This window comes from Moorena sp. SIO3I6 (genome assembly GCF_010672095.1).
Window position 1 is genome coordinate 1 of sequence record NZ_JAAHHU010000617.1, and the last position, 2627, is coordinate 2627.

2 protein-coding genes are annotated in these 2627 nt (G+C 45.3%); one reads left to right on the forward strand and one right to left on the reverse strand.

The window, feature by feature from the left end; translation table 11 throughout:
* Positions 1-199 precede the first annotated feature (199 nt).
* Positions 200-2116, reverse strand: a complete 1917-nt coding sequence (locus F6K49_RS40360; RefSeq protein WP_293106454.1) for a M48 family metallopeptidase — start codon at positions 2114-2116, stop codon at positions 200-202.
* 213 nt (positions 2117-2329) lie between these two features.
* Between F6K49_RS40360 and F6K49_RS40365 the strand changes: the two genes are divergently transcribed.
* On the forward strand, positions 2330-2627 hold a 298-nt coding region (locus F6K49_RS40365), incomplete at its 3' end, for an NAD(+)/NADH kinase (protein WP_293106457.1).

A 2627-nucleotide genomic window follows, 5' to 3' on the forward strand; every position in this document is an offset into this window, starting at 1 on the left:
TCGCCCCATCTTCCCACACTTACCACACCTGTCACGCCTCCCATCTAGCGGTTTATAGCCTAATGAGGTACACAGGATTTTTTACCTGCTTCCTGCTCCCTGCTCCCTACTCCCTGCTCCCTGTTCCCTGTTCCCTGTTCCCTGTTCCCTAAAACCCAGGAATTTGTACCTCACCTAATTGAAGCAAGCTATAATAACATTAATTAGTAATTAACGTTTGATTAACAAGAGTCTGATAAATTGGCGAAATTGCCGTTTTTCGCAGTGCTTTTTTCAAGGATTTATTTGTACTATTCAAAATAGTGATCCAGGTCTGACCAGGACATTCTAATTCATCCGCAAGACGGTCAATCAGTTGTTGGTCTTTACTAGAGCTATTCGACTCCAAAAAATGACGCTGACGGCTGACACCGAGGATGTAATAGGGATTGTCTGGAAATATTAGCACTATTTTGCGCACTAAATAAGCTTCTTTAATCTCAGGGTAACCAGCAAGTTGTTGTTGTAAGGCAGCTTCTACATCAGCTGATAGTCCGTGGGGTTGAAAGCGATCGCCGTGACTGAAACCAGAGCGCTCTTCCTGTGCCAGGGTGATTAATTCATGATGTTTGGCAGCTCTTTGACGATATCGGTCTGCTTCTGCGTCACGTCCTTGGCGTCTTAGAAACCCATAAATTGATTGAGTGCCAGTCAAAACACTATCTGGGTCTCGTGCCATCGCCTGCTCCAGATAATCGATACCAGCTTCATTATCTTGTGCGATTAAGATTTGCCCTAGTAAATAATTGGCGGATACATGGTCAGCTTGCCTGGTCAGTACTGATTTTAATAACGGGATTGCTTCTTGGGTGCCGACTAAATCTAATGTCCAACGAGCCCGATTCCAGGCTTCCTCAACAGTGAGCGGAGAGTGGGCAGCTTTTGTCTCTAAAGCTTCCAAGGATTGGCGTATCGCCTGAGCCTGGGTATAGTTTTGTCGCCATTGGTAATTGATAGTAATATGCCATTGACGCTCCAACTCTTGAGTCAGGGGTAGTAACGCTTTACCCAAAAACTCTTCAGCCGCTGTTACTTTCACGAGTATGGGTAAGCTAGGCGGTGGGTTGAAGGGATATTTCAAGGCTTTTAGCCGTTCCAACAGACAAGGATGGGTATCGGCATGATGGGTTTGAGACATCAACGCTGACCTAATCCACTGTTGTTGCTGATTGGGTTCAATGGGACTCGACAATGCCTTAGCTAAATCTTGCAAAGGGGTTTGTGGAGGATTGGGTTGATGCTGGGCTTTCTGATAAATGTCATTCCAGAAAGATTGTTCCAAGTACTGAGCTTTGACCTGAACACTCAGCAGCGCTTCCGCAACGTGTTGACTACCTGCTAACTCGGCAGCACAGCGGTCAGCTTCGTATTCATTAGCACGGGCAAGTACGAAAGAATAGGCATTGAAAAAGGGGGAATACCAATTAAAAAAGCCATGAAACAGTACTGTTGCTCCAGCATGTTGACTTTTTTCCAATTGTTGCCAAATCTGCTCCCAAGTTTGACGCAGTCGATAAATCCAGGCTGCAAAGGAACTTTGCTTGCCGGATAAATGTCCCAATTCATGGGCAAGGACGGCTCGAAATTGTCTAGGAGAAAGGGCTTGGAGTAAAGGTAGTCCTAAAATTAAGTAGTTTTCTTGCCATCCCAGTAAGCCCAGACGAGGAATCTGGACTACTGCTGCATTAAATTCGCTGGTCAGGAGAACATGGTGAAAGGAAGGAGCTTTTAGAGCTTTGGTCAACTCATCAATCAAGGCAAACAGCTTTGGCACTTGCTGGCGCTGTAGTTTTAATCCTTGGGGTGGTGGAAAACTCACCCATAGCGATCGCATAATCATCCAGGCTGGCACCAGCAAAACAATGATCAGTTGAACCATGCCACGATTGATCCGACCACTGTAGTAAATCAACAGTACTACTAGTCCGAGGACTCCTAACAATCCTGCCAAGACCAGAAAAATGTAGGCATAACCCAGTGCAGCTAGAAGTCCTACACGCAGCTTATAATTATCGGGATATCGTTGGGCATAATCTTCGAGTTTCTTGACTAAGGTATCAAATTCTTCGTTTGTCATGGGTTAATCTCCTATTAACTAAGCCTGTTTGACCCAGTCTCTAGTTATAGTTAGCCCAAGTTAGTAGTCTTCTTGATCAAGAAAAGGCTTTTTTGAGAATTAAATTTATTTAACAATTGAATGATTTACCCAATTTCCCCGCAAAGATCAGGTAATGCTTAAGCCAACACTCTAGAATAACAGTGAACACTAGGGGTAAGCCAGAACAGTAACGTGCAGCTAAAGCAAGTCATTATTATTCACAAAGCTGGAGACTCTCAAGGAAAACGTTGCGCAGAAAAATGCGCTCGGGAGTTGGAAGCACGCCAGTGCAGGGTTCTGATCGGACCAAGTGGCGCGAAAGATAATCCCTACCCAGTTTTTTTAGCTTCTGCCACCGAAGCCATTGATTTGGCAGTGGTTCTGGGGGGGGATGGAACAGTATTGGCAGCCGCAAGACATCTGGCTCCGGAAGGCATACCAATTTTGGCCGTAAATGTTGGAGGTCATCTGGGATTTCTGACCGAACCCA